Source organism: Nostoc sp. MS1 (assembly GCF_019976755.1).
GTDB lineage: Bacteria > Cyanobacteriota > Cyanobacteriia > Cyanobacteriales > Nostocaceae > Trichormus.
In genome coordinates this window covers 3,412,393-3,435,546 of record NZ_AP023441.1, presented here as the reverse complement: position 1 = coordinate 3,435,546, position 23,154 = coordinate 3,412,393, and the positions used below count along the sequence as shown (strand labels likewise).

Sequence of the window (23,154 nt, the reverse complement as noted above, 5' to 3'; positions counted from 1 at the left end):
TCACTCTCTTTACCTCCCCTAAATTAATTGAAATTGAGAAAGGAAAATGCAGCTATTTGAAACAGTTAGAGAAATGGGTCACGAGCAAGTACTCTATTGTCATGGAAAAAACCCAGATATTAGAGCTATCATTGCTATTCATGACACCAGCTTAGGCCCTGCAATGGGAGCCACTAGACTCTATCCTTATGTGAATGAAGAAGCGGCTTTGAGAGATGCTTTGCGCCTCAGCCGTGGCATGACTTACAAAGCAGCTTGTGCTAACATTCCTGCTGGTGGTGGTAAAGCAGTAATTATTGCTAATCCCGCAGATAAAACTGACGAGATGTTGAGAGCTTATGGACGCTTTGTCGAAAGTCTCAAAGGACGTTTTATCACTGGGCAAGATATGAATATCACACCAGATGATGTCCGCACAATTTATCAAGAAACTAAACATGTAGTTGGTGTAGAAGAGAAGTCTGGTGGCCCTGCTCCCATCACAGCTTTAGGTGTATTTTTAGGTCTAAAAGCTGCTGTCAAATTTCGCTGGCAAACTGAACGATTAGACGGGCTAAAGGTTGCAGTACAAGGATTAGGAAATGTAGGTAGCAACCTGTGCCGCCACCTACATGAACATGGTGTACAACTAATTGTCGCTGATGTTAGTCCAGAAAAAACTGCTGAAATAAAACAGCGTTTTGGTGCTACAGTAGTAGCACCGGATGAAATTTACTCACAAAACGTAGATATCTTCGCCCCCTGCGCTATGGGGGGAATTATTAATAGTCAAACTATTCCCCAAATCCAAGCTAAAATTATTGCTGGTGCAGCCAATAATCAACTAGAAAATGAGCGCCTACATGGTCAAAGATTAGTAGAAAAAGACATTCTCTACTGTCCTGATTATGTAATTAATGCTGGCGGCATCATTAACGTTTACAACGAAATGATTGGCTACGACGAAGATAAAGCTTTCAAGCAAGTCAATAATATTTACGACACACTGTTAGCAATTTTTAAGATTGCTCAACAGCAAAGCATTACTACAAATGATGCTTCCAAACATCTTGCAGATGAAAGAATCCTGAAGGCCAGAATTAGTAAAAAACAGCCCGTAGCTGCATAGACATGAGCCAACCAATTCTAGATTTCGGATTTTATATTTTAGATTGACTGCACTCAAAAACAATCCAAAATTTAAAATCTAAAATTTGGAGAGCCAAAAACTATTAATTTGAGGAGCGAACAGTGGAAAAAAATACATTTGCGACATCCGCATATATTGCCACATCACCAGAAACTGCATTCAAGTATCTTTGCAGTTTGAAAAATTTGGATGATTGGACATTATTTAGTCGGATGCAGGAACAGATTGATGAAGATACTTGGCTCGGAACTGCATCCGGTTATCATAGAAATTTATATTATCACGTTAAGAAACTGGAAAGCCCGCTATTTTATGGTATCGAGTGGCATTGCGGGTTAGAGTATAATCAATATTTCCAAGTTTATCCTGTACTACTGTTTCCCCCAGAATATATCGAACCGGGAACAGATGAAAAAGGTGTGTACTTCCATTGGTTAAGCTTTGTTGATCCTGGTCGGCAAACACAAATGATTATGCAGGGTATTCACACCGTGCATACTTCTGAGTGTCGTTCTCTTAAAGCTAATTTAGAACGCAGAGAGGGTTTGAAAACAGCAGCCAAAGGACGCTACTTTATTAATACCGATACCATATATGTAGATGCTCCTGTAGAACTGGGAGTTGAATATTTAAAAGAAGTCAAAAATATTGATGAATGGGCGCATTTAGTCAGACCTGTAGGCGAACTTAGCGGTCAGTCTGGAGACTTCTTGGACGAGTACGACCAAAAAGTTACTATTTCGGTACGTGTCCATAGCCTCAGCAAGTATTACCTGCTAGAAGAAGAATACTTCTATCCAGAACACAACTTCTATCAACGTTCTGTAGCCTTACTCATCCCCGCCGCTTACTCCTTCGCTGACCCTGAAGCTACTGGTTTCATCCTCCATCGCATCACCTTCTGGAAAAATGAAGGTCAATTCACTCACGGCAAGCTGCAAATAGAAGACTTTGGTGCTGAGAGCATGAATATCAAACGCTTCTTAGAAGCCAAAGCTGGCAACCTCAAATCCTTCGACCGGGGTATGAGCTACATACCAGTACACAAACTTCAACAACCAGAATTGGTTGGTAGTCATTAGTCCATAGTCAACAGTCCATAGTCCATAGTTTTTCTCCCTATTCCTCTGCGCTAACCTCTGCGTTCCTCTGCGTTTAAAAATGACCAAACAACACATCAAACAACTAACAGTCACTCTAATTACTCTTTGTGTTGCCACTCTTTCAGGCATAAAATCTGCGGAAGCTGCATCATTTTCAGTAGTAGCCGATGGTCTGAATAACGCCAGAGGATTGAGCTTCGGCCCTGATGGTGCGTTGTATGTGACCGAAGCCGGAAACGGAGGTAATGGAGCTTGTATTCCCTCCGTAACTGGTCAAGGTTCCTTGTGTTATGGTGCAACGGGTCAAGTTCTGAGAATTGAGAACGGTCAGACTCAGACAGCACTCACAGGACTACCTTCTCTAGCTCTAGCTGATGGCACTAATGCTGGTGGAGCGCGAGACATCCAATTCGATGCTAGCGGCAAACCTTATATTTTGCTGGGATATGGGGCTAATCCGAGCTTCCGCAGTAATCTTGGTAACGTTGACTTAGGCAAAATCATCGCTCCCGATTTTGCTACCAACTCATGGAGAAGTGTTGCTGACTTATCTAATTACGAGTTGGTGAATAACCCAGATGGTAGCGATGTAAACAGTAATCCCTTGGGGCTATTTATAGATGGCGATCGCTTACTTGCAGTCGATGCTGGCGCTAACGACTTGCTAAGTGTGCGAAATGATGGTTCTAACTTGCAAGCGCTGGCTGTATTCCCCCAAGAAATATTGACTAACCCCGTCTTCCCACCGTCCGGTGAACCATCTACCGAACCCGGACAAGTACCAGACCCAACAGAGCAACCGCCATCCCAGTTGCCTATTCAAGTAGTACCTTCAAGTGTCGTCAAAGGCCCTGATGGTGCTTACTACGTTAGTCAATTTACTGGCTTTCCCTTTCCTGAAGGCAAAGCCAAAATTTTCCGAGTTGGTACTGATGGGACGACAACAGTTTATGCAGATGGCTTTACCCATTTAACAGACTTGGAATTTGATAGTGTTGGTAATTTGTATGCCTTGCAGTATGCCAACCAGTCAGCGTGGAAAGGTAATTTTGATGGTTCATTAATCAAAATAGCTACTGATGGCACTCGTAAAACCATCCTCAGTGGTAATGGACTAGAAGCACCCAACGCTTTGACTATTGGTGCTGATGGAGCGGTTTATATATCTAATCGTAGCGATCGCCCAGGACAAGGCCAAATCATCAGAGTAGAGACTTCTCAGTCTGTACCTGAACCTACTGCTGTTGCTGGCTTAGTAGCGTTTAGTGTTTTCAGTCTTGGTTCCTTGTGTTATCAAAAACGCAATAGAAACCGCGCCAAGACCTTACCTTGGCAACTCCATACCAGTCATCAGTCCCTCATCAGGACGAATGACTAATCCAAAATTTTTCAACCTCATTAATATCTAAACCTTGCGACAAATGAAACTCAAGCCATTTGCCTTAACCTTTATTGGTCTTTCTATTGCTTTTGCCTCCATGCCCAAAGCAGCCCAAGCTGCCAGCTTTTCCGTAATTGCTAACGGCTTGGATAACCCCAGAAATTTGGCTTTCGGTGCTGACGGCACTCTGTATTTTACAGAAAGTGGTAAAGGTGGAGATGGAGCCGATGGCAGATGTATTCCATCGCCTAGTGCTGGCTACATTCCTTTGTGTGCTGGACAAAATGGTTATGTCGGCAAAATCACCAAAGACGGTACAAAGACAACCATTTTATCTAGCCTCACCTCTCTAGCTTTATCCCCTTCTGGAGAACAAGCAGCCGGCCCTGCGGATATTAAATTTGACTCTAAAGGCAACGCTTATCTGTTGACTGGTCTGGCTGGCGACCCCAGTAACCGCGATACAGTCTTAAAATCCCCCGACCTGGGAAGATTATACAAAATCGATTTAGTAACTGGTGGTTTAACGCCTATTGCTGATTTTGCTGCTTACGAAGCGGCCAATAATCCTGATGGTACTGATATCATTTCCAACCCCTACGCCTTCACAATTAAAGATGATATTGCTTATGTAGTTGATGGGGGCGGCAATAGCATCTATTCTGTAGGTCTTGATGGCAGTGGTATTCAAAAAGTCAACTCTTTCCCACTTGACATAGTTCCTAGAGATAAGTTGGAATATCCAGACTTAGGGGGAACCGATCCTAATACCTTACCAGTTACCCAACAGTCCGTACCTACAGGTATCACAGTTGCTCCAGATGGTAGCTTGACAGTTACCGAATATACTTACTTCCCTTATCCAGAAGGTGAAGCTCGTGTCTTCAAAGTAGATCCCTTGACTTTGCAGCCTACAGTTCTTGCTGATGGCTTTACCCAGTTAACAGGCGCAGCCTACGACCCAGAAGGCAACTTGTACGTCTTGCAACACATTAATGTTTCCGAATGGAAGGCAATTCAACAAGGCGGTATTATCACTGGTGACATCAGTGGTTCGATAATCAAAATTGCTCCCGATGGTACTCGTACAACCATTTGGAGCGGCAAGGGCTTGGAAGCCGCCTCTGGTCTAACTTTTGGCCCCGATGGCAGACTATATACTTCCAACCGCGCCAGACTTGCAGGTACAGGTGAAATTGTTGCTATTGATCCCAACGCAACTGTACCCGAACCTTCTGTAACATTTGGTCTGTCTGCGGCTGCTTTGGGTGCGGCTTCCATGATGAAGAAGCGCAAGCCTAAAGAAGTAGTCAAAAAAGAAGTAGAGCTAGTTTAACAGTGGACAGTGGACAGTAAAAATCAACTGTCCACTGTCAATTTTCAACTGTCAATTAAAAAGCTGTTGCCTCACACAGATAGTTGTGCAGGAGGTAACAGCCGCAAATCCCAACTCCCTTAACTAGGGCTGGAAACGAAATTAGTCTAGCAAAGAGTATAACTCAGTCTTAAAACTTATGGGATTAGTCAAAAATTTTGCGATCGCAGTTGCTAGCACTGGATTTCTCACACTAGCAGCATCCGCCGAAGCATCCGCCTTAAGCTTAAAATACGACAGTCAAATCGGTAGCCCCGGCTTTGCCCCTGGACAATTATTCGTTCCCCAAGGTATCACCGTCAATAGTGCTGGTAACATCCTTGTCAGTAACGGTCGTGGTGTTAACCCAGACGGTACACCCAATTTTAGCGTCGGTAACAGAGTCGAAATATTCAGTCCTCAAAATGAGTATTTAGGCGCAATTGGCGAAGGTGGTACTGGTCCTGGTCAATTCGATGAACCATCAGCCTTAGAAATTGACCCTCAGACTGGTAACTTGTATGTTGGTGATGTTTTTAACAACCGCGTCAACGTTTACGACCCCAACGGTAACTTTATAAATTCATTTGGTTCCTTTGGTGGTCTGATTCCTGGTAGAGCCTTCTTTGGCCCATCTGGTGTTACCTTCGACAAGCAAGGCTTTGTGTATATTGGTGATTTTAGTGGTGACAAAATCAATAAATATACTAAAGACGGTGTGTTAGTTGGTAGTATTGGCAGTTCGGGAACTGCACCTGGACAATTCCAAGGCCCAGCAGGTCTAAGAATTTCTCCAGTCAGTGGCAACATTTATGTCAGTGACCAATTTAATAACCGTGTTCAGGTACTTGACCCAGAAGGAAAACCCCTGTTTACCTTTGGTAAACAAGGTACTGGTGATGGCGAGTTTAATCAACCAATTGGGATTGAAGTAGACGAGTTTGAGAATATCTATGTAGCTGACTCTATCAACAGCCGCGTTCAGGTATTTGATAAAAACGGTAAATTCCTCACCTCTTACGGTACACCAGCCGCCGCACCACCACCACAACTAGGCGAACCCCCATTTGGTAATCCTCTTGACCTCACTCCAGGCGTATTTAACTGGACTGCGGGTACAAGCTATAAAGATGGCAAGCTTTATGTGGGCGACTTCTTCCAAGGTCGTGTGCAAGTGCTGAGTATTGAAGGTGCAGCAACTTCAACTCCTGAACCTGCTTCAATCTTAGGTTTGGGTTTACTTGGAGTTGGAGCTGGTGTTGTTAAGTTAAGAAAAAATCGGCAGCAGAAATTTACTGTTGGTATAAATCAATAGTTTTTTGCATTATTTCTTGAAAAATTTTCCCTGTTAATGACTGTACAAGTGTTCCCTGGCAATGCCAGGGAACCAATGAATTTAACTTAGTTAACTGTTATGTCTGCTTTTACTGATTTAAAACTAAATAATATTAGTCAATTATTACTTCATTGGATAATACAACAAGCAAGTCCAGAAGGCGTTGCTTGGTTGGAAGAAAAAAGAGAACAAATCAATAATGATGATAAGGCGCGAGTATTTTTTACTGCCTTTAGCGCTGTTCCCCGCTACATAGGTAAAGTACAACTACAGCTAACCGCACAAGACCTAAAAACAGCATCAGAGTTGCGTCCCGGATGGTTTCCTACTCATTGGAGCATAGACCAAGCTGCAAGGACATTATTAATATTAACTTCGCCAAAATATCATCCAGAAAAGTACGTTTATACTTTAGAACAAGTATTCAAATCTGCCGATGTTGGTGAATTAGTTACACTATATCAAGCTTTACCTTTATTGCCTTACCCCGAACGCTGGCAAAAGAGAGCGGCGGAAGGTATACGCAGCAACATGACTGCCGTATTCAATGCCGTAGCTTTACGTAATCCATACCCAGCCGAACATCTCGATACCTTAGCTTGGAATCAGATGGTAGTGAAAGCGTTGTTTGTCGGTAGTCCTCTACATTTAATTCAAGGCTTAGACTCCCGCGCCAACCCAGAATTAGCCAGAATGTTAACCGATTATGCCAACGAACGCTACAGTGCCAAACGTTCTGTTTCTGGTGAAATTTGGCCGTTGGTAGAGAAATTTAGTCACAGGTAATTAGTCAACAGTCAATAGTCAACACATCCCTAACCATGAATAACAGTATTATCACCAAAGACATGATGTTTATCGACCCCCACATTCACATGAGTTCGCGCACGACTGATGATTATGAGATGATGCGTCAGTCGGGAATTGTGGCGGTAATTGAGCCGGCTTTTTGGTTTGGACAACCACGTACTCATGTTGGTTCCTTCCAAGATTATTTCAGCAGTTTAGTTGGTTGGGAAAGGTTCCGGGCTTCGCAGTTTGGGATTAAACATTACTGCACAATTGGTTTAAATTCCAAGGAAGCTAATAATGAACCTTTGGCAGAGCAGGTAATGGAATTATTACCTCTGTATGCTTGTAAAGAGGGTGTAGTCGCCATTGGGGAAATTGGCTACGATGACATGACACCTGTCGAAGATAAATACTTCCGCCTGCAACTAGACCTAGCGAAAGAATTAGATATGTTGGTGATGATTCATACACCACACCGCGATAAAAAAGCAGGTACAAGCCGCAGTATGGATGTTTGCATTGAGCATGGGTTAAAGCCATCTCAGGTAATTGTAGACCACAATAACGAAGAAACCGTCAAAGAAGTTTTAGATAGAGGCTTTTGGGCAGCGTTTACCATTTATCCAAATACTAAAATGGGCAATGCCCGCATGGTAGAAATTGTCCGTGAATATGGGAGCGATCGCATTATCGTTGATAGTAGCGCCGACTGGGGCGTAAGCGACCCCCTCGCCGTACCCAAAACTGCCCTACTCATGCTAGAACGGGGCATTTCTGAAGCGGCTGTGAAAAAAGTCTGTTATGAAAACGCCCTCGCCGCCTACAGCCAAAGCGGTCAAATGCAAGAGTCAGATTGGCTAAACCTCCCACCCATCGACCAAAGACAGAAGTTCAACGACAACTCCGTCCTCCGAGGACAACAACCATTGGTTGAGTCGCGTCGTGAATATGCGCTGATTGAATAATATCAATTCAAAATTCAAAATTCAAAATTCAAAATCTCTTTCTTTGCGCCTTTGCGTCTTTGCGTGAGTAAAACCATGAACACCACCACCCTTAACTCCTACCGCTTCTGGGCATACCTGCAATTACTACGACCCGCCAATATTATCACAGCTTGGGCAGATATCATGGCTGGCTTTGCGGCTTCTGGGTATTTTGTACAACTAAATCTCACCCCACTCCTGTGGCTACTCTTAGCTACCACTGGCTTATATGGCGGCGGTATTGTATTTAACGATGTTTTTGATGCTGAACTGGATGCCAAAGAACGACCAGAAAGACCTATTCCCAGTGGTAGGGCTTCTCGGACTGGGGCAAGTTTACTGGGGGGTTCGCTGTTAGTTGTGGGTGTGGCGGCGGCGGTGCAGGTTTCGTGGTTGAGTGGAGTGTTAGCTTTGGCGATCGCAACTTCTGCCCTGTTGTATGATGCTTTTAGCAAGCATCACCCAATTTTCGGCCCCATCAATATGGGATTTTGCCGGGGTGGTAACTTGTTACTAGGGGTGAGTGTGGTTCCAGTTGCGATCGGTGATTATTGGTTTTTAGGTTTAATTCCCATAGTCTACATTGCTGCTATCACAGCTTTGAGTCGGGGTGAAGTGCAAGGGGGAAAATCGAGTACAGGCATTATAGCCTTATTATTAATTACGGCGGTGATAGTCGGGCTGTTAGGTTTAGGATGGCTGACAAATTATCAAGTCATCACAGCCTTACCATTTCTCACATTGTTAGCTATCCGAGTTTTGATTCCTTTTATCAAAGCTGCGCGTCAACCTACTCCAGAACAAATTCGCATTGCAGTTAGGGCAGGTGTGTTATCTCTGATTATTTTAGATACTACCTTAGCGGCTGGTTTTGCTGGTTTACCCTATGGTTTGTTGGTTTTAAGTCTTTTACCACTTTCGATGATATTGTCGCAACTATTTGCTGTGACTTAAAGGGCGATCGCCTATGGCGGGGCGTAAGCCCATCACAAATATTCTTGGTAAACCTGGGCGGGCAAGATGCCCACCCCACAAAATAAATAGTTTATTTCCCAAAAATCTGTAAATTGCCCGTTGAGGATGTCAATACTCAAGATTCACATCAATGACTATTGACTAATGACCAATGACTATTGACTAATCATGCAAATTCTTATTTATTCCTACAATTATTATCCAGAACCAATTGGTATTGCTCCCTTGATGACTGAACTGGCGGAAGGTTTGGTTAAACGAGGTCATCAAGTGCGGGTGATTACTGGGATGCCTAATTATCCTCAACGGCGCATATATGATGAGTATCAAGGAAAGTGGTATCAGACAGAAGAAAGAAACGGTGTCACTATTCAACGTTGCTATTTACGGATTAAATCTAACCCTAACTTGATTGATAGGCTTTTGCTGGAGTTGAGTTTTATTGCAACTAGCCTTCCCCAAGCTTTCAACGGTTGGCAACCAGATGTAATTCTTGTGACAGTACCGCCGCTTTTGGTTTCTTTATCTGCCACTCTATTGGGATGGATTTATAATTGCCCAGTCGTATTGAATGTACAAGATATATTACCAGAAGCTGGTATCCGTGTCGGCTTAATTAAAAATAAATTAATGATTCGAGCTTTGGAAGCTATAGAAAAATTTGCTTACCGTACTGCTCATACTATTAGTGTGATTGCTGAGGGTTTTGTTGAGAATTTAGTGAATAAAGGTGTACCTGATAATAAAATTGCCTGTATTCCTAATTGGGTCAACTTAAACTTTATCAATTCTGAAGCTCCTAAAAATAACTCTTGGAGAAAAGTTCATAACCTTGATGATAAATTTGTCGTACTTTATTCGGGTAATATTGCCCTGACTCAAGGTTTAGAAACAGTAATTGAAGCAGCATCTCGGTTACGTCAAGTACCAGAAATTGCTTTTGTCATTGCAGGCGAATCGAAATCTTTAGAAAGACTGCAAAAATATTGTCTAAGTTGTGGTGCTGATAATGTGTTGCTGCTACCACTGCAACCAAGAGAGAAATTACCCGAAATGTTAGCGGCGGCTGATGTGGGTTTAGTTGTGCAGAAAAGCAATGTAGTTGCCTTTAATATGCCTTCTAAAATACCATTGCTGATGGCAAGCGATCGCCCAATTATTGGTTCAGTTCCCGCAACTGGGACTGCGGCTAAAGCCATCCGCAAAAGTGGTGGTGGTATAGTTGTTGCGCCAGAGTCACCCAAGGCTTTAGCTGATGCGGTACTCAAGTTATATCAAAATCCCGATTTAGCCACACAATTAGGTCATCAGGGTAGAAATTTTGCTATAGAAAATTATGCTTTTGAGACAGCTTTAGATAGGTACGAAGAATTATTCACCGATGTCATAGCCAATAATAATTTAGTAGCATTACCTGAATTAAGTCCCAAAGGCTCAATTGTTGATGTGTAAAATTTGGAGACTCGAAAAATGTCTATTCAATCCTCACTCGATGTAGAGTTTGCATCAGGAAACAACGTCAAATCTCGACAAATCACCATTATTGGTGGACGTGGTAGAATGGGTCAACTATTCGCCCAAAAACTTATGGCTATAGGTCATAAAGTTAATGTTCTAGGACAGCAAGATTGGGACTATGCAGATACACTCTTGAGTCAGGCTGAATTAGTCATAGTTTCCGTTCCTATAGAACATACAGTTGCTATTATCGAACGTGCTGCTAAATATCTTTCTCCTACTACAGCTTTGTGTGACATCACCAGTATTAAAGTTCAGCCAACACAAGCTATGTTGGCGTACCATCAAGGCCCTGTCATGGGTTTACATCCTATGTTTGGGCCGAGTGTGAAATCTTTTTCAGGGCAAAAAATAGTAGTATGTTCAGGTCGTGGTGATAACTCATTTCAATGGTTATTAGATTTCATGCAAAGCCAAGGCGGGGAATTAATTACTTGTACGCCTGAAGAACACGACCAAATGATGGTGTTTGTGCAAGCGACACAACATTTTTATAGACTTAGCCTTGGTGTCTTCTTAGCACAGGCAAATATTGATTTACAACGCAGTTTGTTAATGTCATCCCCCAGTTATCGTCAAGAAATTGAAATTCTTAAGCGTTTATTTAAGCAAAACCCTAATTTATGTGTTGATATCATCTTAGCTACAGAAGAAAGATGCCAAGCAATTAATGATTTAGCTGAAACTTATCAACGTTTGGCTAAATTAGTGGTTAACAAAGATAGAGAAGGACTAATTAGGGAGTTTGAAGAAAATAAAGAGTTTTTTCAACAGGAAGATAATTATTTATTACCTGTTACTTATACAGTTACAGAAAACAAAAATACTCAATTTAATAGATTTCATTAAATAAATTTTGTTATGTTAATTAATATCTTTCATGATACAATATGTCCTTGGTGTCGTATAGGAAAAAAACACTTTTTTGATGCCCTATCACAATGGCAGCAAGAAACAGTAAATATCCATTGGCATCCATTCCTACTTGATGATAGTTTACCTATATCTGGCTACGAATTTCGTAGTTTTATGCAGGAAAGAAAGGGTATCCAGCCAGAAGCAATCCAAAATTTATTTAATGAGACACGACGTATAGGTGCAGCATCTGGAGTGACACTTAATTTTGATAGAATTACTTTAGCTGTGAATACAAAGCTTTCTCATAAATTGATAGCACTTGCTCCCAAGAATATCAAAAATCAGGTGGTGGAAGCAATTTATCAAGCTTATTTTGAAGATGGGTTAAATATTGGTGATGTTGATGTTCTTGTTGATATCGGCAAAACCTACCACATGGATGCTAGGGATTTAAGAAATCAGCTAATTAATCATAATTTCTTTGATGGCATTGTGGCTGAATCAACATTTACCCGATTAAAGGAGATTAACAGTGTACCTTTTTTCATTATTAACAATAAAGTCCAAGTAAAAGGCTCTGGTTCAGTAGAGTTATTTCTTCAGGCTTTAAATCGTGCTGTACTTGTGGAAGCAAAAATATGATACTTGATATTAGACAAAAAACAAAATTTAATTTACAACCTATTCAACAGAATTTCGCAGTTTCGTTTAACTACGAAATTCACTTTACTACTAATCTGTTTAGTTTAAAGAACCCAACTTTAGCACAGGTTATTGGATCTGATGGCGAGAAAAAGCCCAAGAAAGTTGTAGCGGTAGTAGATGCAGGTTTATTAGAGTTCTTTCCTGACTTACCCCAGCAAATTGCTACCTATACAAATTTTTACGCTGAAGTATTAACCTTAGCCTCAGCGCCACTCCTTGTCCCAGGAGGCGAAGCTGCCAAAAATGACCCCAAGTTATTAGACCAAATTCACGAATTGGTAGAAACTGCGGGAATATGTCGCCACTCCTATATATTAGGAATTGGTGGTGGCGCAGTATTAGATTTAATTGGCTATGCAGCAGCCACAGCACACCGGGGAGTGAGGCTAATTCGCATTCCTACAACGGTGTTAGCGCAGAATGATTCTGGTATTGGTGTGAAAAACGGGATCAATGCCTTTGGCAAAAAGAACTTTTTAGGGACATTTGCACCACCCTACGCAGTTATTAACGACTCTGCATTCTTAACTACATTATGCGATCGCGATTGGCGTTCTGGTATTGCCGAAGCCATCAAAGTTGCCTTAATTAAAGACCCCATCTTTTTCAACTTCATCCATGAAAACACCGCAGCCCTAGTCCTGCGGGAAATGGACACCATGCAGATGGTTATTTATCGCTGCGCCCAACTGCACTTACAACACATAGCCAAAGCTGGCGACCCCTTTGAAAAAGGTTCATCCCGCCCCTTAGATTTTGGACATTGGGCAGCCCATAAACTAGAACAATTGACCAATTACAGCCTACGACATGGCGAAGCCGTAGCCATTGGTATCGCTTTAGATAGCACCTACTCCTACCTGTTGGGATGGCTTTCTCATTCCGAGTGGCAACAGATATTAAACACCCTCTCAGGGCTAGGTTTCAAACTCTACGTACCAGAATTAACCGATACCTCATCTTTGTTCCAAGGCTTAACAGAGTTCCGTGAACACTTAGGCGGTGAACTCACTATTACACTTCTACAACACATCGGCAAAGGAATTGAAGTTCACGAAGTAGATTTATCCATCTACAAACAAGCAATCTCCCTCATACACGAATCTCTGCGCCTCTGTGACTCTGTGGGTTAAAAAAAATGAAAATCGGAACCAATAACAACCTCCACCTTACCTACTGCACCAACATTCACCCTGGCGAAGAATGGGAAAAAGTCTTTGCCAACCTCAAGCAATACATCCCTCCCTTAAAAACAAAATTAGCGCCAGAAAAACCATTTGGTATTGGTTTACGTTTAGCTGAGGTAGCAGCCAGAGAATTACTCACAGGAGATACCTTAAACCAGTTTCAGTCCTGGCTAACAGAAAACGACTTATATGTATTTACCCTAAACGGCTTTCCTTACGGACAATTTCATCAAAAAGTAGTCAAAGACCAAGTTTATGCCCCAGATTGGTCAAAGCAGGAACGCTTAGATTACACTTTGCAGTTAACGCAAATCTTAGCAGAATTGTTACCTCCTGGTATGGAAGGTAGCATTTCCACACTACCCTTATCATACAAACCCTGGTTCAAGGGAAACCAGCTTGTGCAAGCGCCAGTATTTATTAATGCTAGCCTGAACATAGCCCAAGTCGTAGAACGCATGGTACGTATCCGCCTGGAACAAGGCAAAATTCTGCACTTAGATTTAGAACCAGAACCAGATGGACTAATTGAAAATGCAGTTGAAGTTGTTGATTACTTCCAGATGTATTTACTACCAGTAGCTGGGGCTTATTTAAGCAAGCAATTGGGCATCACAAAAGAGGCGGCAGAAAGTTACATTCTAGACCATGTGCGTATTTGTTATGATACCTGCCACTTTGCGGTGGAACATGAAGACCCCATGTCAGTAATTTTGCAATTTCAAGCTGCGGGAATACGTATCGGTAAAATCCAAATTAGTGCAGCATTACAAGTACAAATACCGCAGGATTTGCAAAAACGTCATCTTTTAATTAAAAGATTGCAACCCTTTGCTGAATCTACATATTTACATCAAGTTATTGGACGCACCAGCCAGAATAGATTAGTTCACTATCGAGATTTAGAAGAGGCTTTACTCAAGCTAGAAAACACCATAGATGAAGAATGGCGGATACATTTTCATGTACCGATTTTTATTCATGATTATCAGCTATTAAAGTCTACTCAAAGCGACATTGAAAATGTCTTGGAGTTGTTACAAAGTCATCAATTCTGTGACCATTTGGAAATTGAAACTTATACTTGGGAAGTTTTACCAGATGAGATAAAGCTTGATTTATCAGCTTCAATTGGGCGTGAATATGAGTGGGTAATGAATAAATTATCAACTAAGCAATTAGTTCTTAGTTAATAGTTTTTAGTGGGGTTTTGGGCAGGCAAGATGCCTACCCCACAAGAGTATTTGTTCTTAATTATTAGTAATTTTTATGCAGAAAACAGTTGTTCTCAACGTCGTCGGGTTAACACCTGAACTTATAGGTGAACATACACCCTTCCTTTCAGGCTGGCAAGCTAAAGGAAAGGCTGTAACTTTAGACCCAGTATTACCTGCTGTTACTTGTACAGCACAAGCCACTTATCTTACAGGTAAATCACCGGATGAACACGGAATTGTGGCCAATGGATGGTATTTTCGTGATGAGTGTGAGGTGAAATTCTGGCGACAGTCTAATAAACTAATTCAAGCACCAAAAGTTTGGGACATTGCCAAAGAAATAGACCCCAGCTTTACCTGTGCTAACTTATTCTGGTGGTACAATATGTACTCCTCAGCCGATTATTCTGTCACACCACGACCGATGTATCCTGCTGATGGCAGGAAATTACCTGATATATATACTCAACCGGAAAATCTGCGATCGCAACTCCAATCTCAACTAGGCCAATTCCCATTATTCAACTTCTGGGGGCCGAACACATCAATTCTTTCTACCCAATGGATAGCAGACTCAGCCAAGTTTGTGAATGAACGCCACAACCCAACACTCACGTTAATTTATCTACCCCATCTCGACTACTGTCTACAAAAACATGGCCCCGACACAACTAAGGTAGCCAAGGATTTACAAGAAATTGACGCGGTTTGTAGTGACTTAATTCAATACTATGAAAATCGCGGCGCACAAGTCATTGTGTTATCTGAATACGGTATTACCTCAGTCTCCAAACCCATCCATATCAACCGCATTTTGCGCGAACATGGTTTACTCACAGTCCGGGAAGAATTGGGACGAGAACTACTAGATGCTGGTGCAAGTAAAGCTTTTGCAGTTGCAGATCATCAACTAGCGCATGTTTATGTTAATGATCCATTTTACATACCCAAGGTGCGATCGCTCTTAGAAGATGCAGATGGCATTGCCTACGTTTTAGACGAAACCGAAAAGCCTACCTATCACCTCAACCATTCACGTTCAGGTGAGTTAATCGCAGTTTCCCAACCAGATGCTTGGTTTACCTACTATTACTGGCTAGATGACCGTCGCGCACCCGATTTTGCTAGAACTGTAGATATTCACCGCAAACCTGGTTACGACCCTGTAGAACTTTTCATCGACCCCGAAATCAAACTACCCCCAGTCAAAATCGCTTCTAAGCTAATTCAGAAAAAATTAGGTTTTCGCTACTTGATGGATGTCATTCCTTTAGATGCTTCTTTGGTTAAAGGTTCTCATGGTTGCCTTCCTCCTTCTCCTTCTCAGGGGCCGTTATTCATCACCCAACAATCTCATCTTTTAGACTCCCCTGCAATTATGGCGACTGATGTTTATCAATTAATCATCAAACATTTGGTAGATAAAATTAATTAAATGTTTATTCCTTTAGTTAGATGTGGGCAAGATCGAATAAATAGTCAATGACCATGCTAATAAATTGATACCTACATCTAAAAATACTTCATTTTAAGAATTATAAAAATTAAGTAGTCTGGATGAAGAGTTTACAAGCAAAGAGCTATTTCCCCTAAACTTTGGCAATAATTATTTACTTGTCATAGTTTCAAAACCTCAAATTGTTAAAACTTGTTATTGCACAAAGTTAAATTGCATAGCACCTAACAGATATAACAGGACAAAAACCAACTATAAAAACGTAATTTAAAAGCCTTTTAAGCCTATCCCCTGTTACTTATCTCAACTATAGCAATGACAAGTTTTTGATTAATTAAATAGTAACTATTCTAGAGAGCTTATTATGATTGCCGATTCCCATGACTATACAACCTTTGGGGGTATCCATGTCTCTCGCTTCATCACCCCAGTTAAGATGGAGACAGCCCTGGAAGAGATTCTTTTCTATTTAAACTCTCAACGCGGCGGCTTGCTGACCAGTAGTTATGAATATCCAGGTAGATACAAGAGATGGGCAATTGGATTTGTCAATCCACCTTTAGAATTATCTACAAGAGAAAACGCTTTTACTATTACAGCATTAAACGATCGCGGTCATATACTTTTACCAGTAATATTTGAGCGTCTATCCCAATCAGAACAACTCCAAGAACTTAATCAAAATTATCAACAAATTACCGGATTAGTTAAACAAACAAACCAATTCTTTACAGAAGAAGAACGCAGTAAACAACCTTCAACATTTTCTGTAATTCGAGAGATTCTGCATATCTTCTCTAGCCAAGAAGATGAACATTTAGGCTTATATGGTGCATTTGGTTACGATTTAGTATTCCAATTTGAGCAAATCAACAAACACCTAGAACGTCCGCATGATCAACGAGATTTAGTTTTATATTTACCCGACCAACTGATAGTAATAGACTACTATCAACAACAAGCATTTCGCATAGAGTATGACTTCATCACAGAGTATGGTACAACCGATGAGATACCACGCACTGGAGAGTCTGTTGATTATCGAGGTCAACGCCTCATCCCTTCACAAAATGGTGATCACAAAATAGGCGAGTATTCTAAGTTAGTAGAATATGCCCTCGATTATTTCCGTCGGGGTGACTTATTTGAAGTAGTTCCTAGCCAAAACTTCTTCACACCTTGCGAAGCCTTACCAAGTAAACTATTTGAAACTCTAAAACAAATTAATCCTAGTCCATACGGATTTATCTTTAACCTTGGCGGCGAATACATCATCGGTGCATCACCAGAGATGTTTGTGCGGGTGGAAGGTCGGCGTGTGGAAACCTGCCCTATTAGCGGTACTATCAGCCGAGGACAGGATGCTTTAGATGATGCTGTACAAATTCGTCACTTACTCAACTCTCACAAAGACGAAGCTGAGTTAACAATGTGTACAGACGTAGACCGCAACGATAAATCTCGGATTTGCGAACCCGGTTCAGTACGAGTTATTGGTCGTCGTCAAATTGAATTGTATAGCCACTTAATCCATACAGTAGACCATGTAGAAGGCATACTCCGACCAGAGTTTGATGCCTTAGATGCCTTCCTTAGTCATACTTGGGCAGTTACAGTTACAGGCGCACCTAAACGGGCAGCAATTCAATTTATCGAACAGCATGAACGCACCGCCCGACGTTGGTATGGTGGTGCAGTTGGCTATCTCAGCTTTAATGGTGATTTGAATACAGGATTAATTCTGCGAACAATCAGATTGCAAGATTCAATTGCAGAGGTGCGAGTTGGTGCAACTCTGTTATATGACTCTATACCACAAGCCGAAGAACAAGAAACCATCACCAAAGCTGCGGCTGCTTTTGAAACCATTCGCCGCGCTAAACAGACAGACGCAAAAATTGAAGATTCTAGTATTACTATCCTCAGCAAATCTGTTCCTGATGTGGAAGCAGGGAAACGTGTCTTACTTATCGACCATGAAGACTCATTTGTTCATACCCTAGCTAACTACATTCGTTCTACAGGTGCAACTGTAACTACACTTCGTCACGGCTTCCCAGAATCACTATTTGATACCGAACGACCAGACTTAGTAGTTTTGTCTCCTGGCCCTGGTAGACCAAGTGAATTTAAAGTCCCAGAAGTCGTTGCTGCTTGCGTCCGTCGGCAAATACCTTTGTTTGGTGTTTGTTTGGGATTGCAAGGAATTGTAGAAGCCTTCGGTGGTGAATTAGGTGTATTGAACTACCCACAACACGGTAAATCCTCTAGGATTTTTGTTACAGAACCCAATTCTGTACTATTCCAAGGCTTACCCGAATCTTTTCCAGTAGGTAGATACCATTCCTTATTTGCATTAGCGCAACGTTTACCAAAAGAACTTAAGGTGACAGCGATTTCTGATGATGAAGTCATTATGGCTATCGAACATCAGACACTTCCTATCACAGCCGTTCAGTTCCACCCAGAGTCAATTATGACTTTAGCTGGAGAAGTTGGTTTAGCAATGATTAAAAATGTGGTGCGCAAGTATACGCAGCCAATCGTTATTAGTCAATAGTTATTAGTCCATAGTCCATAGTCTATAGTTCATAAAAAGGGTAGAGGTGTTTCCCTTTCCCCCTTCCCCCTTCCCCCTTCCCCCTTACTACTATGACTAACCAAATTGCACCTCCTCGCCACATTCTCGATGAGATTGTGCTGCATAAAAGACAAGAAGTTGCACAGTTACAACAAGAAGTATCTTTAACTGCTTTGCAACAACAGTTAGAGACTGCGCCACCTGTGCGGAATTTCTTGAAAGCCTTGCAAGAAAATTCTCACAAACCCAGCTTGATTGCAGAGGTGAAAAAAGCCTCGCCCAGCCGTGGTATTATTCGGGCAGATTTTGATCCAGTAGCGATCGCCCAATATTACCAAAAAGGTGGCGCAGCTTGTCTATCTGTCTTAACTGACGAAAAGTTCTTTCAAGGTGGTTTCAACAATTTACGACTTGTACGCCAGCAAGTCTCACTACCCCTATTATGTAAGGAGTTCATTATTGACCCTTACCAAATATACCTTGCCAGAACTGCGGGTGCAGATGCAGTATTGTTGATTGCAGCTATCTTATCCGATGAAGAACTGCAAAACTTCCTGCAACTAATTCACGACTTGGGTATGAATGCACTCATAGAAGTCCATACCTTAGCTGAATTAGATAGAGTCCTCAAACTGCAAGACTTGCGCTTGCTGGGAATTAATAACCGCAACCTGGAAGATTTTACAGTCGATTTAAAAATTACACAGCAACTTTTAAGCCAGCGCCAGCAACAAATCCAAGGCTTAGACCTGACTATTGTCAGCGAGTCGGGAATCTATACACCTGCTGATTTATCATTTGTCGCTGAAGTTGGTGCGCGTTCTGTGTTAGTCGGAGAATCTTTAGTTAAACAAACTGACGTTGAACAAGCAACCCGTAGTTTGTTGTTAACTTAAAACTCTGTGTCTTTGTGTCTCTGTGGTTGAAAATTCCACCACAAAGACATAGAGAAAGCTTCTTGCGGAGGTTAAGCTGAGGGGAAAGGTAAGTGAATAATTTATACTTTCTCCCTTAACCTTTTTCTTAATCAACTGTCAATTGTCAACTGTCAACTTTTCCTAACCAAAACAATGACGACAATTTCTGAACGTTTTCAAACTTTACGCCAGCGCCAACAGTGCGCTTTAATTCCTTTTATCACGGCTGGCGACCCTGATTTAGAAACTACCGCCGAGGCTTTACGCATTTTAGACCGTAATGGTGCTGATTTTATTGAGTTGGGTGTTCCCTATTCTGATCCTTTGGCGGATGGGCCTGTAATTCAAGCTGCGGCGACTCGCGCATTGCAAAAGGGAACTAAATTAGAACAAGTTTTAGAGATAGTCGCAGATGTTAGTCCTAGTCTGCAAGCACCAATAATATTATTTACTTACTACAACCCTATTTTGCATCGTGGGATTAAGTCGTTTTTAGAAACCATTGCGGCGGTTGGGGTGCGCGGTTTGGTAGTACCAGATTTACCTTTAGAAGAAGCAGAAGAATTAATTACAACGGCTGCTAGTTTTAATATTGAAGTGATTTTGCTGGTAGCGCCTACCAGTTCTCAGGATAGAATTGAGGCGATCGCACATCAATCACAAGGTTTCATTTATCTAGTTAGTGTAACAGGTGTTACAGGTATCCGTTCCCAAATTCAAGACCGCGTACAGCATCTAATCACAGATTTACGCAACGTTACCGATAAGCCCATTGGTGTAGGCTTTGGTATTTCAGGCACAGAACAAGCGCGTCAAGTTAAAGAATGGGGTGCGGATGCGGTAATTGTTGGTAGCGCCTTTGTCAAACGTTTAGCAGAAGGTAGCCCAGCCGAAGGATTGCAAGCTATAGAACAACTTAGCAAAGAATTGAAAGAAGCGATGACCTCCGGTCGGTCGGAGACCATCGCACCAGCATTGGAACCAGTAGGTTCAGCCAAATAATCTCAGATGTGCTGTTCTGTGTCTACGATTAAAGTAATGAAAGTTTTGCAAATATCTTTCAAGATATTAATTTCCAGCATAGTTGTAACTAATGCAATTTCACTTCCCGCTTTTGCCCACAATGACATTGACCACGGTGAACATAACGAAAATCACGAAACCCCAAAACCACAACCACATACTCACCTAAATGTGAGAAAGAGCGTTACTAGCCTTACCTCGAAAGAGAAAAGCAATTTAGTCAATGCCATTATCACATTAAAAAATACGACTCTTCCAGGTAATAAACTTAGTATTTATGACGAGTTTGTTGCTGTCCATTTAGGAGCAACACGCTTAATTCATAACCATGAAGGTCATGCTAGTTCAACCCAAGAATTGGCTCATGAAAATGCTGCTTTTTTACCTTGGCACAGAGAGTATATTAATAGGTTTGAAGAAGCACTACAAACAGTAGACCCAAGCGTCACTATACCTTATTGGGATTGGACTGATGCAAAGGCACTGGATGTCATTTTTAATGATGACTTCCTTAGCCCTAATGGTCAGGGAGTAACTACCAATATACCTGGGTTGGGTAACTTTACAGGTGGGACTGTTCAGTCTGGTGCTTTTTCTGTTGCTAACGGTTGGGTACTTAACCCCCAACTGAATTATGACCCAACAGCAGAAAAGTCTCTTGGAACATCTCTTGTACGCTTTTTGCGAGTACCACCAGCCAGTGAATATCCTCTACCGCAAAGAGATATTGATCGCGTCATGGCTATCAATGATTATTCTCTATTTCGCACTGCTTTAGAGGGATTTGTTACTGTTGATGAACAGGGTAATATTATTCCAGGCGGTTATACACATAACTATATTCATGGCTTAGTAGGTGGGGTGCAGATAGACCCAACCACAACACCCGTGACCTTTAAAGGTTTGGGAACCATGAGCAATATTCCTAGTTCCCCTTATGACCCTGTGTTTTGGCTGCATCATGCGAATGTAGACCGCCTGTGGGCTGAATGGCAAGAAGACGGACATCAAGGTAGTGATTTTTACCCGGCTGATGGTCAACCTTATGGTCATAATCTTAATGACTTGATGTGGCCTTGGGATGGTGGTATGTCTACACCCAAAGCGACAAAATTAGGAGATTTGTTATCTTTATTACCAGTTTTTAATTCTAACGACTTGGTAAGACCTGTAGACGTTCTGGATTATAGAAATTTGGGTTATACCTACGATACTTTGCAATCTGTTCCAGAACCAGGTTCTACATTGGCTCTATGCAGTCTGTCGGCTTTGCTAGTTATTTCACGGCGAAAGCGTCAAGCCAAACCAACAAAAACAAAAGAAATCTCGGCTATAGCTTCTTAAGAAAATACTTGAACGTAAAAGGATTCAAACTGTGGTAAGCACTCCAGATATTAAAACAACTGCGCGTCCCGACTCTTTAGGTAGATTTGGTAAGTTTGGTGGTAAGTATGTTCCAGAAACCTTAATGCCGGCTTTGAGCGAGTTGGAAACTGCATATCAAAAATATCGTGATGATGCTGGTTTTCAGACAGAGTTGCAAGGTTTACTCCGCGACTATGTGGGCAGACCTAGCCCTTTATACTTTGCTGAACGTCTGACAGAACATTACGCTAAACCAGATGGGACTGGGCCGCAGATTTATTTAAAACGTGAAGACTTAAATCATACGGGCGCACATAAGATTAATAATGCTTTGGCTCAGGTGTTGTTAGCCAAACGCATGGGTAAGCAGCGCATTATCGCTGAAACAGGTGCAGGACAGCACGGTGTAGCAACTGCAACAGTATGTGCGCGTTTTGGGTTGGACTGTGTGATTTACATGGGCATCCACGATATGCAGCGTCAAGCCCTCAACGTATTTCGGATGAAGTTGATGGGGGCTGAAGTTCGCCCAGTGGAAGCTGGTACAGGAACTCTCAAAGATGCGACTTCTGAAGCTATCCGTGATTGGGTGACAAATGTAGAAACTACTCACTACATCTTGGGTTCTGTGGCTGGCCCTCATCCATACCCGATGATTGTCCGCGACTTCCACGCCATTATCGGTAAGGAAACCCGCGTCCAGTGTCAAGAGAAATGGGGCGGTTTACCAGACATTCTTTTAGCTTGTGTGGGCGGCGGTTCCAATGCCATTGGTTTGTTCCATGAGTTTGTAGATGAGCATTCTATCCGTCTAATTGGTGTAGAAGCTGCTGGTGAAGGTGTGAATACACAGAAGCACGCCGCAACTTTGACTTTAGGTAGAGTGGGAGTTCTGCACGGTGCAATGAGCTATGTTCTACAAGATGATGATGGTCAAGTGATTGAAGCACATTCAATTAGTGCTGGTCTAGATTATCCAGGTGTGGGGCCAGAACATAGTTATTTGAAGGATCTCAGACGCGCTGAATATTATAGTGTGACTGATGAAGAAGCATTAGATGGTTTCCAGAGATTGTCTCGTTTAGAAGGTATCATCCCAGCCCTCGAAACATCTCATGCGATCGCCTATTTAGAAACCCTCTGCCCACAACTAAATGGTAGTCCTCGCATCGTCATCAACTGTTCTGGCAGAGGTGACAAGGATGTACAAACTGTGGCGAAAGTTCTTAGTTATTAAGCTCTTAACTGTTGACTGCTGACGGAATTACTTA

Annotated in this window: 19 protein-coding genes; all 19 read left to right on the top strand. The window is 41.9% G+C overall.

Translation table 11 applies throughout. From position 1 onward, the window contains the following. The first annotated feature begins 46 nt into the window (after positions 1-46). The 19 genes from scyB (at position 47) to trpB (ending at position 23,120) form a co-directional block, all read left to right on the top strand. Positions 47-1,108, top strand: a complete 1,062-nt coding sequence (gene scyB, locus NSMS1_RS14860; RefSeq protein ID WP_224094763.1) for a tryptophan dehydrogenase ScyB — start codon at positions 47-49, stop codon at positions 1,106-1,108. 122 nt (positions 1,109-1,230) lie between these two features. Further along, a complete protein-coding gene (gene scyC / locus NSMS1_RS14855; protein WP_224094761.1) occupies positions 1,231-2,211 on the top strand; it encodes a scytonemin biosynthesis cyclase/decarboxylase ScyC in 981 nt (326 codons plus the stop codon). A gap of 79 nt (positions 2,212-2,290) precedes the next feature. Further along, entirely contained in the window at positions 2,291-3,610 is a 1,320-nt protein-coding gene (locus tag NSMS1_RS14850; protein ID WP_224094759.1) for a ScyD/ScyE family protein, read from the top strand. A 43-nt stretch (positions 3,611-3,653) separates the two neighbouring features. Further along, entirely contained in the window at positions 3,654-4,949 is a 1,296-nt protein-coding gene (locus tag NSMS1_RS14845) for a ScyD/ScyE family protein (protein ID WP_224094757.1), read from the top strand. Between the two features lie 178 nt (positions 4,950-5,127). Further along, a complete protein-coding gene (scyF, locus tag NSMS1_RS14840) occupies positions 5,128-6,282 on the top strand; it encodes a scytonemin biosynthesis PEP-CTERM protein ScyF (RefSeq protein ID WP_224094755.1) in 1,155 nt (384 codons plus the stop codon). Positions 6,283-6,381: 99 nt separating this feature from the next. Continuing rightward, positions 6,382-7,089, top strand: coding sequence for an EboA family metabolite traffic protein (locus NSMS1_RS14835; protein WP_224094753.1), 708 nt, complete (start codon positions 6,382-6,384; stop codon positions 7,087-7,089). Positions 7,090-7,124: 35 nt separating this feature from the next. Beyond that, complete coding sequence (locus NSMS1_RS14830) at positions 7,125-8,060, top strand: TatD family hydrolase (protein ID WP_224094751.1); 936 nt, start codon at positions 7,125-7,127, stop codon at positions 8,058-8,060. A gap of 75 nt (positions 8,061-8,135) precedes the next feature. After that, entirely contained in the window at positions 8,136-9,035 is a 900-nt protein-coding gene (eboC, locus tag NSMS1_RS14825; protein WP_224094749.1) for a UbiA-like protein EboC, read from the top strand. Positions 9,036-9,224: 189 nt separating this feature from the next. Beyond that, entirely contained in the window at positions 9,225-10,508 is a 1,284-nt protein-coding gene (locus NSMS1_RS14820; protein WP_224094747.1) for a glycosyltransferase family 4 protein, read from the top strand. Between the two features lie 18 nt (positions 10,509-10,526). Further along, positions 10,527-11,423, top strand: coding sequence for a bifunctional chorismate mutase/prephenate dehydrogenase (gene tyrA / locus NSMS1_RS14815; RefSeq protein WP_224094745.1), 897 nt, complete (start codon positions 10,527-10,529; stop codon positions 11,421-11,423). A 12-nt stretch (positions 11,424-11,435) separates the two neighbouring features. Further along, positions 11,436-12,074, top strand: a complete 639-nt coding sequence (locus tag NSMS1_RS14810) for a DsbA family oxidoreductase (protein WP_224094743.1) — start codon at positions 11,436-11,438, stop codon at positions 12,072-12,074. Continuing rightward, positions 12,071-13,270, top strand: coding sequence for a 3-dehydroquinate synthase (locus tag NSMS1_RS14805; protein ID WP_224094741.1), 1,200 nt, complete (start codon positions 12,071-12,073; stop codon positions 13,268-13,270). Before NSMS1_RS14810 ends, NSMS1_RS14805 begins: the two co-directional genes overlap by 4 nt. A gap of 5 nt (positions 13,271-13,275) precedes the next feature. Next, complete coding sequence (gene eboE, locus NSMS1_RS14800) at positions 13,276-14,517, top strand: metabolite traffic protein EboE (RefSeq protein ID WP_224094739.1); 1,242 nt, start codon at positions 13,276-13,278, stop codon at positions 14,515-14,517. A 76-nt stretch (positions 14,518-14,593) separates the two neighbouring features. Further along, positions 14,594-15,976: an alkaline phosphatase family protein gene (locus NSMS1_RS14795; protein WP_224094737.1), complete on the top strand. Its 1,383-nt coding sequence runs from the start codon at positions 14,594-14,596 to the stop codon at positions 15,974-15,976. A gap of 385 nt (positions 15,977-16,361) precedes the next feature. Then, entirely contained in the window at positions 16,362-18,557 is a 2,196-nt protein-coding gene (locus NSMS1_RS14790; RefSeq protein WP_224094735.1) for an anthranilate synthase, read from the top strand. Positions 18,558-18,649: 92 nt separating this feature from the next. Then, positions 18,650-19,474 carry an indole-3-glycerol phosphate synthase TrpC gene (trpC, locus tag NSMS1_RS14785; protein ID WP_224094733.1) on the top strand — a complete coding sequence of 275 codons (825 nt, stop codon included), beginning with the start codon at positions 18,650-18,652 and terminating at the stop codon, positions 19,472-19,474. Positions 19,475-19,648: 174 nt separating this feature from the next. Beyond that, entirely contained in the window at positions 19,649-20,497 is an 849-nt protein-coding gene (gene trpA, locus NSMS1_RS14780) for a tryptophan synthase subunit alpha (RefSeq protein ID WP_224094731.1), read from the top strand. A gap of 36 nt (positions 20,498-20,533) precedes the next feature. Then, a complete protein-coding gene (locus NSMS1_RS14775; RefSeq protein ID WP_224094729.1) occupies positions 20,534-21,862 on the top strand; it encodes a tyrosinase family protein in 1,329 nt (442 codons plus the stop codon). Between the two features lie 31 nt (positions 21,863-21,893). Further along, entirely contained in the window at positions 21,894-23,120 is a 1,227-nt protein-coding gene (gene trpB, locus NSMS1_RS14770) for a tryptophan synthase subunit beta (RefSeq protein WP_224094727.1), read from the top strand. Positions 23,121-23,154 lie beyond the last annotated feature (34 nt).

Excerpts from the sequence above, each read along its gene's own strand:
- scyB (WP_224094763.1), top strand. The coding sequence starts at position 47 with ATGCAGCTATTTGAAACAGTTAGAGAAATGGGTCACGAGCAAGTACTC.
- NSMS1_RS14850 (WP_224094759.1), top strand. The coding sequence starts at position 2,291 with ATGACCAAACAACACATCAAACAACTAACAGTCACTCTAATTACTCTT.
- NSMS1_RS14845 (WP_224094757.1), top strand. The coding sequence starts at position 3,654 with ATGAAACTCAAGCCATTTGCCTTAACCTTTATTGGTCTTTCTATTGCT.
- scyF (WP_224094755.1), top strand. The coding sequence starts at position 5,128 with ATGGGATTAGTCAAAAATTTTGCGATCGCAGTTGCTAGCACTGGATTT.
- NSMS1_RS14835 (WP_224094753.1), top strand. The coding sequence starts at position 6,382 with ATGTCTGCTTTTACTGATTTAAAACTAAATAATATTAGTCAATTATTA.
- NSMS1_RS14830 (WP_224094751.1), top strand. The coding sequence starts at position 7,125 with ATGAATAACAGTATTATCACCAAAGACATGATGTTTATCGACCCCCAC.
- eboC (WP_224094749.1), top strand. The coding sequence starts at position 8,136 with ATGAACACCACCACCCTTAACTCCTACCGCTTCTGGGCATACCTGCAA.
- NSMS1_RS14820 (WP_224094747.1), top strand. The coding sequence starts at position 9,225 with ATGCAAATTCTTATTTATTCCTACAATTATTATCCAGAACCAATTGGT.
- tyrA (WP_224094745.1), top strand. The coding sequence starts at position 10,527 with ATGTCTATTCAATCCTCACTCGATGTAGAGTTTGCATCAGGAAACAAC.
- NSMS1_RS14810 (WP_224094743.1), top strand. The coding sequence starts at position 11,436 with ATGTTAATTAATATCTTTCATGATACAATATGTCCTTGGTGTCGTATA.
- NSMS1_RS14805 (WP_224094741.1), top strand. The coding sequence starts at position 12,071 with ATGATACTTGATATTAGACAAAAAACAAAATTTAATTTACAACCTATT.
- eboE (WP_224094739.1), top strand. The coding sequence starts at position 13,276 with ATGAAAATCGGAACCAATAACAACCTCCACCTTACCTACTGCACCAAC.
- NSMS1_RS14795 (WP_224094737.1), top strand. The coding sequence starts at position 14,594 with ATGCAGAAAACAGTTGTTCTCAACGTCGTCGGGTTAACACCTGAACTT.
- NSMS1_RS14790 (WP_224094735.1), top strand. The coding sequence starts at position 16,362 with ATGATTGCCGATTCCCATGACTATACAACCTTTGGGGGTATCCATGTC.
- trpC (WP_224094733.1), top strand. The coding sequence starts at position 18,650 with ATGACTAACCAAATTGCACCTCCTCGCCACATTCTCGATGAGATTGTG.
- trpA (WP_224094731.1), top strand. The coding sequence starts at position 19,649 with ATGACGACAATTTCTGAACGTTTTCAAACTTTACGCCAGCGCCAACAG.
- NSMS1_RS14775 (WP_224094729.1), top strand. The coding sequence starts at position 20,534 with ATGAAAGTTTTGCAAATATCTTTCAAGATATTAATTTCCAGCATAGTT.